The organism is Streptomyces beijiangensis, from assembly GCF_017315755.1.
In the GTDB taxonomy this organism is placed as follows: Bacteria; Actinomycetota; Actinomycetes; order Streptomycetales; family Streptomycetaceae; genus Streptomyces; species Streptomyces beijiangensis.
In genome coordinates, this window is sequence record NZ_JAFLRJ010000395.1 from 23355 (window position 1) to 29745 (window position 6391).

Annotated in this window: 8 protein-coding genes; 2 read left to right on the forward strand and 6 right to left on the reverse strand. The window is 69.9% G+C overall.

Going from position 1 to position 6391, the window contains the following annotated elements; all coding sequences use genetic code 11:
• Complete coding sequence (locus J0695_RS32430) at window positions 1-216, reverse strand: hypothetical protein (protein ID WP_206968195.1); 216 nt, start codon at window positions 214-216, stop codon at window positions 1-3.
• Entirely contained in the window at window positions 213-410 is a 198-nt protein-coding gene (locus tag J0695_RS32435; protein WP_242553485.1) for a hypothetical protein, read from the reverse strand. The genes J0695_RS32430 and J0695_RS32435 overlap by 4 nt, the downstream gene beginning before the upstream one ends.
• Before the next feature lie 153 nt (window positions 411-563).
• On the opposite strand from J0695_RS32435, the gene J0695_RS32440 reads away from it, so the two are divergent.
• Together J0695_RS32440 and J0695_RS32445 are read left to right on the forward strand one after the other, a co-directional pair.
• Window positions 564-1397: a helix-turn-helix domain-containing protein gene (locus tag J0695_RS32440; RefSeq protein ID WP_206968211.1), complete on the forward strand. Its 834-nt coding sequence runs from the start codon at window positions 564-566 to the stop codon at window positions 1395-1397.
• Window positions 1379-1645 (forward strand): DUF397 domain-containing protein, encoded by a 267-nt coding sequence (locus J0695_RS32445; RefSeq protein ID WP_206968200.1) that lies wholly within the window; start codon window positions 1379-1381, stop codon window positions 1643-1645. Before J0695_RS32440 ends, J0695_RS32445 begins: the two co-directional genes overlap by 19 nt.
• A 110-nt stretch (window positions 1646-1755) precedes the next feature.
• Here the strand turns inward: J0695_RS32445 and J0695_RS32450 are convergent, their stop codons facing one another.
• The 4 genes from J0695_RS32450 to J0695_RS32465 all read right to left on the reverse strand — a co-directional run bounded on the left by J0695_RS32450 (window position 1756) and on the right by J0695_RS32465 (window position 6381).
• Entirely contained in the window at window positions 1756-2292 is a 537-nt protein-coding gene (locus J0695_RS32450; RefSeq protein WP_206968201.1) for a hypothetical protein, read from the reverse strand.
• 213 nt (window positions 2293-2505) lie between these two features.
• A complete protein-coding gene (locus tag J0695_RS32455; protein WP_206968204.1) occupies window positions 2506-3186 on the reverse strand; it encodes a response regulator in 681 nt (226 codons plus the stop codon).
• Complete coding sequence (locus tag J0695_RS32460; protein ID WP_242553479.1) at window positions 3183-4370, reverse strand: sensor histidine kinase; 1188 nt, start codon at window positions 4368-4370, stop codon at window positions 3183-3185. The genes J0695_RS32455 and J0695_RS32460 overlap by 4 nt, the downstream gene beginning before the upstream one ends.
• Window positions 4339-6381 (reverse strand): MMPL family transporter, encoded by a 2043-nt coding sequence (locus tag J0695_RS32465; RefSeq protein ID WP_307798838.1) that lies wholly within the window; start codon window positions 6379-6381, stop codon window positions 4339-4341. The genes J0695_RS32460 and J0695_RS32465 overlap by 32 nt, the downstream gene beginning before the upstream one ends.
• Between the last annotated feature and the right edge of the window lie 10 nt (window positions 6382-6391).

Consider the following 6391-nt stretch of genomic DNA (forward strand, 5'->3'; position numbering starts at 1 on the left):
TCAAGGCACTTCACCCCGACTGCGCGCATTGGCGTACGCCGTCACCGCACTCACCCGCTCGTGCGCCGTGGCCGCCCGTACGTCCCCCGGCGCGCAGCCCCAGACCCGCCCGCCGCCGACGGGCCGCAGCTGGAGACAGCCCTCTTCGCACGCCACCACCTGCCCCACGGTCCCGCTGCGCACATCGACGACGTACGCCCCCGCCTTCGGCGTCACCGCTCCCGCCCCGCTTCCCGCAGCGCGGCCACCAGCCGCCTGGCCCCGTCGACCGAGCAGTGCCCGAGGTCGAGCGCCGGGCAGGGCGATTCCCTGGCGCAGGAAAGGGGATCGATCCGCAGCGACGGAAGTACGACACCGATTCCCGCGAGCGCGACCCGCAATTCGGCCACCGCCTCGTCCGCCTCTTCCATGCACACCATCGAATGCCTCGCTTTCCACGTCTCCATCGCGGCTCCCCTCATCGATCTGAATTCATGCTTCCCTTCATCAAGATGGCCGCGTCCGGCTACGATCGGCAGAGGTATGAGCACTACAACCCCTGCGCAGCACAAGGGAGTTCAGCCATGGCCAACGTTTCCCGGCAGGCGGCATGGGAGTTCTTCGGAGCGGAACTGAAGCGATTGCGGGAGGCGGCGGACCTGACGCAGGCGGAACTCGGGGTCCGGGTCTTCGTATCAGGCGGCTACATCGGCCAATTCGAACAGGCAATTCGGAAACCGCAGTTGGATGTCGCCCAGAGGATTGACGAGACGCTGCAAACCGACGGTATTTTCGAGCGGATGTGGCGCAAGCTGATCAATGACACCCGCTATGCGGAGTACTTCGCACATGTCGTGGACCTGGAGCGGACAGCGACGAAGATCTGCGAGTTCGCGCCCACGGTCGTCCCCGGCCTGTTGCAGACTGCGGAGTACGCGCGGGCGGTCACGATCGCGGCCAACCCGTTCGTCACGGACGAGTACGTGGAGGAGAAGGTGTCAGCCCGCCTGGAGCGCGCGGTCATCCTCAAGGACGCTACAAGGCCCGAGTATTGGGCCGTACTGCACGAGTCGACCCTCCGTATCGCGGTGGGCGGCCCGGCCGCCATGGCTGGGCAACTCGACCACATCGCGGAACTGATGCGGGACCGTACGGCGATGGTGATGGTGATCCCGTTCGCGGCGGGAGCACATGCGTCCATGCTCGGAGACCTGCGACTCATGGAGTTCGAGGACGCACCGCCAACTGCCTATACAGAGACGTCGTTTTCGGGAACGCTGCTCGACGATCCGGCGGTGGTGAAGCGGGCCCGCCGCGCCTACGATCTGATCGGGGCCGTCGCGCTGTCGCCGAAGGCGTCCCTGACCCTGATCGAATCGGCGGCGGAGGACTTCAGACGATGCACACGTACGACCTGAGCAACGCGCGCTGGCGCAAGAGCACGTACAGCAACGGCGAGGGCGGCAACTGCGTCGAGGTGGCACACGACTTCCCCGGCGCCGCCCGCTGGCGCAAGAGCACGTACAGCAACGGCGAGGGCGGCGACTGCGTCGAGGTCTCCGACGGCCACCCCGGCATCGTCCCCGTCCGCGACAGCAAGGCCCCCGAGGGCCCGGCCCTCCTCATCCCCGCCAAGAGCTGGACCGCCTTCGTGGCGAGCCTCTGACCCAGGCAGTCGCGGTACGTACCGCAAAGCTCGTGCACGCCGGTGGAACTGGGGGGGCGCAGCATCCGCACCGGGCGGCAGAGGGTCACCAACTGGGCCAGGGCGAAGTGCTACCGGTAGCCCGCGCTCGCATTGCGGTGGATGCCGGCGCTCTTGGCCCGCGTCATCCGGTCGCTCTGCCGTGCGATGGCCCCGCGCTCGTCGATGCCGAGCCGGTAGCGGACACCGAGGAGCATGAGGCCGCTCCCGCCGGGCAGCGCGATGACCCCTCCCAGGGGGAGATCACCCGCGAACCAGGCTCCGCGCTCCATCTCAGGATTCCAGCGGTTCCACTTCAGCGGATTGCGCGCCACCATTCCGCGCGTCCAACCGTCCTGACCGTCGCCGGGCTTGAGCTGTACGGCGATACCCATGGCCTCCTTGGCGGTCTTGCGGGCAGATTCCCGGTACTCCCACGGGTAACTCCGCAACACTTTGCGCGCCTTGTGAAGCCGCCGCAGCGAGCCATAACTCGCGCCGACGAAGAAGAGGAGGACCAGGAACACCAGGACCCAGAGCGAAGTCATGGGGTCCCGCTTGCGCCCGTACGTGACTTCGGCATTCATGGCGATCATCACGAACGACGCCACCGTGAGGACTGACCACATCAGCAGTCGAATCCGCACTCTCCAACGAGCCTGCCCCCAAGCCTGCCGGGTCTCCGGGTGGTCGAAAGCATGCTTGTCCAGCGGAACTTGAACCCCGACCATCATCATTTCCGTCCTCACCGAAGCCCCGCCTGATTGTTCCATCAGCGGTGGCGGTCGATTGTACGGAGCAACCGGTGGGGGTAATTCCGGTGAGGGGTAAGGGGGATACGACTAGAGGGCGTGGCTGCCCGGGACCACCAGGCCCGATTCGTACGCAATGATCACCAGCTGCGCCCGGTCCCTTGCACCCAGTTTGCCCATGATCCGGCTGACATGGGTTTTCGCGGTCAGCGGCGAAAGCCCCAGGCTCTCCGCGATCTCCGCATTGTTCAGACCCCGCCCCACCAGGCCGAGCACCTGGCACTCACGTTCGGAGAGCCCGTCCGGGCCGCCCGTCGACGGGGCCTCTCTCGTCCGCAGGACGCGGGCGATCAGGCGGGCCGTCGGGCCCGGGGAGAGCAGTGCGTCGCCCGCCGCCACCACCCGGATCGCGTCCAGGAGGTCCGCCGGCCTCGTGTCCTTCACCAGGAAGCCCGAGGCGCCCGCGCGCAGCGCCTCCACCACGTGGTCGTCCGTGTCGTACGTCGTCAGGACCAGCACCTTCACCCCCGCCAGGTCCTCGTCCGCCGCGATCAGGCGTGTCGCCGTGATGCCGTCCATTCCCGGCATCCGGATGTCCATCACGATCAGGTCCGCGCGCGACGTACGGGCCAGCTCCACCGCCTCGCGGCCGTTCGCCGCCTGGGCCACCACCTCCATGCCGGGGGCGGAGTCCACCAGCATCGCGAAGGCCGCCCGTACCAGCGTCTGGTCGTCCGCCAGCAGGACCCTGATCGCGGGGTTCTCCGTCATGCCGACAACTTCCTCTCCTGGAGCGGGAGTTCCGCCCGTACCTCGAAACCGCCGTCCCGCCGGGGGCCCGCCGTCAGCAGGCCCCCCACGCTGCGCGCCCTCTCCCGCATGCCCACGATGCCGTAGCCCGAGCCCGACGTGCCGCCCGGCGCCTTGCCGTCGTCCACGACCTTCACCTGCAGGGTCTCCCCCGCCCCGTACACCGAGACCCGGACGCGCGCGGCCGGGCCCGCGTGCCGTACCGCGTTCGTCAGGGACTCCTGGACGATGCGGTATGCCGCCGCCGCCGTCGCCGGCGCCACCGCCAACCCCTCCGTGCGCAGGTCGAGTTCGGCCGAGGCCGCCTCGACCAGGCCGGGCAGGGCCGCCAGGTCGGGGAGAGGATCCGACAGACCGCCTGTGCCGTCCGCCCGCAGCACCTCCAGCGTCGTACGCAGCTCGCCCCGCGCCGTACGGCACGTCTCCGCGATCCCGTCCAGCGCCTTGGCGATCGTCGCCCGGTCCAGACGGTCCGGGTCGACCGTGAGGATGTGTGACGCGACGGATGTCTGCACGCCGATCAAGGTGATCGAGTGGGCGAGCAGGTCGTGCAGGTCACGGGCGATGCGCATCCGTTCGTCCGTCACCCGCTGCTCCGCCTCCCGCGCGGCCCGCGCCTTGAGCGAGGCCACGTACTGGCGGTAGACCCTGACGTCGATCCCGCAGAACAGCACCGCGATCATCCAGCCGGAGATGCGCAGCAGCTCCAGGCCGTGGTGGAGGTCCTGGGTCATCACGGTCGCGACCATGAGGGTGACGACCGTGATGCCAGCGGCGAGCGTCCGCAGCGGCCTGCCCGTGGCCGCGACCGTGTAGAGGATGACCCCGCTGCCCGGGATCGCCGCGCCGTGCGCGTTGTCGAGCGCGTGGTACGGCAGTGCGCAGGCGATCATCGCGAGCAGCGCCCCGACCGGGCTGCGGCGCCGGAACGCCACCGTCGCCACGGACCCCATGAGCAGCACCCAGCCGAGCGCGTCGGGGGTCCTCGCCGGGTCGGAGAACAGCGCCAGGACCGTCGCCAGCGCACCGACGCCCACCGCGAGGAGGGCGTCGGTGCGCCGGCGGTGCGGCGCGTCCATCGGGTCGCGGTTGACGACCGCCAGGACGCGCTCGCTAAGAGGTGAGAGTGCGGACACGTTCACCATCTTCCGGCACGGAAGGGGCGGACGGTGGTCCGGTGGGCGTACGGCTCAGAGGGCCCGGCCACCACACCTTCCTGCCCAGGGCCACGCTGGCCGAGGTCACCAGGTACGTACGGACCAGGAAGGTGTCCAGGAGCACCCCCACCGCGATCACGAAGCCCAGTTCGGCCAGCATCGCGAGCGGCATGGTGACCAGCACCCCGAAGGTCGCCGCGAGCACGAGGCCCGCCGAGGCGATGACCCCGCCCGTCGTACGGAGCGCGGTGAGCGCGGCCGCCGCCGGCTCGGCGCCCGACAGGGACTCCTCGCGCATGCGGTGCATCAGGAAGATGCCGTAGTCGACGCCGAGCGCCACCAGGAAGACGAAGGAGAGCAGTGGCAGCCCGGGGTCGGTGCCTTTCAGGCCGAGCAGCGGTTCGAAGACCAGACCCGCGACGCCGAGCGAGGCTCCCCAGACCGCGACCACCGCGACGATCAGCATCAGCGGGGCGACGAGGCTGCGCAGCAGGACGACCAGGACGAGGAGGACGGAGAGCAGCACCAGCGGAACGATGATCTTGAGGTCACTGGTGCTTGTGGACTCCAGGTCCATCTGCTGGGCGCTCGGCCCGCCGACGTACGCACCCAGCGAGCCGTCGAGTCCGTCGCGCAGCGCATGGATCGTGGCCTGCTCGCCGGCCGACTCCGGCTTGGACGTGGCGACGACCGAGATCTCCGTCCAGCCGCTGCCGCTGCGGCCCTGTGCCGCGGAGGTGACACCTTCGGTCGTACGGGCCCGAGCCAGCGCCTCCGCCGCTTTGGCGGTGGGGGCGATCACGGTGATCGGCTGTGTGGAGCGCTCGGGGAAGGCCGCGGCGAGGCTCTTCGCCGCCGTGATCGACTCCGGCTTGGTGGTGAAGGAGTCCTCCTGCTTGAGGTTGCCCGGCAGGGCGAACGCGCCGAGCGCCAGGGCCCCGAGCACCACCGCACCGGTGACCAGTACGGCGACCGGACGGCGGCCCGCCGAGCTGCCCATCGCGGCGAAGAGGGAGCGGCGCTGCTTGGGTTCGCTGCCGTACGCGGGGACGAGCGGCCAGAAGAGCCTGCGGCCGAGGAGTACGAGGATCGCGGGCAGCAGCGTCATCATCGCGAGCAGCGCGCAGAGCACACCGACCGCGGCGATCGGGCCCATGCCGCTGCTGCTGTTGAGGTCGGCGGCCATCAGGCAGAGCAGGCCGGCCGCGACCGTACCGGATGAGGCGATGACCGCGGGGCCGCTGCCGCGCAGGGCCGCGGCCATGGCGTCGTACGGGCGGACGAAGCGGCGGAGCTCCTCGCGGTAGCGGGCGACGAGCAGGAGGGCGTAGTCCGTACCGGCGCCGAAGACCAGGATGGTCATCACGCCCTGACTCTGTCCGGTGACGGTGATGTCGAAGCCGCGGTTGAGGCCGTAGACGGCGCCCATGGCGAGTGCGTCGGCGACGCCCGCGCAGACGAGGGGCACGAGCCAGAGCATGGGGCTGCGGTAGATGATGATCAGCAGGATCGCGACGACGGCGACGGTGGTGTAGAGCAGCGGTCCGTCGAGCGAGGAGAAGACCTCTTTCGCATCGACCTCCATCGCGCCGGGGCCGCCGACTTCGGCGCTCAACCCACCGCCCCCGTCGGCGACTTGGCGTACATCGGTGACGAACGCCTGCTTGGCGTCGTCGTTCTGGCCCGGCTGCGTGGTGGAGACCGGGTACATGAGGGTCGCGCCGTCCTTGGACGGTACGGCGTGGGGGGCGGAGGTGAGCCGGTGGCCGCTGACGATCTCGTCGATCTGGCGGGCGGCGGTGTTCCGGTCGGCGGCGGTGAGGCCGCCGTCGCGGTGGTAGACGAGGACGAGGTCGGTGGACTCGCCGCCCGGGAGCCGGTCCTGGATCTTGGCGGCCTGGGTGGAGTCGGCTCCTGCCGGGAGGTAGTCGACGGCACGGTTCTGCTGTACGTCGGCGAGCTTGCCCGCGAGGGGGCCGGCAACGGCGACCACGGCGATCCAGAACGCG

What these genes read in the sequence shown, in the direction of transcription:
- J0695_RS32455 (WP_206968204.1), bottom strand. Translation starts at nt 3,186, where the DNA reads ATGACGGAGAACCCCGCGATCAGGGTCCTGCTGGCGGACGACCAGACG.
- J0695_RS32440 (WP_206968211.1), top strand. Translation starts at nt 564, where the DNA reads ATGGCCAACGTTTCCCGGCAGGCGGCATGGGAGTTCTTCGGAGCGGAA.
- J0695_RS32460 (WP_242553479.1), bottom strand. Translation starts at nt 4,370, where the DNA reads ATGGTGAACGTGTCCGCACTCTCACCTCTTAGCGAGCGCGTCCTGGCG.
- J0695_RS32435 (WP_242553485.1), bottom strand. Translation starts at nt 410, where the DNA reads ATGGAAGAGGCGGACGAGGCGGTGGCCGAATTGCGGGTCGCGCTCGCG.
- J0695_RS32445 (WP_206968200.1), top strand. Translation starts at nt 1,379, where the DNA reads ATGCACACGTACGACCTGAGCAACGCGCGCTGGCGCAAGAGCACGTAC.
- J0695_RS32450 (WP_206968201.1), bottom strand. Translation starts at nt 2,292, where the DNA reads ATGTGGTCAGTCCTCACGGTGGCGTCGTTCGTGATGATCGCCATGAAT.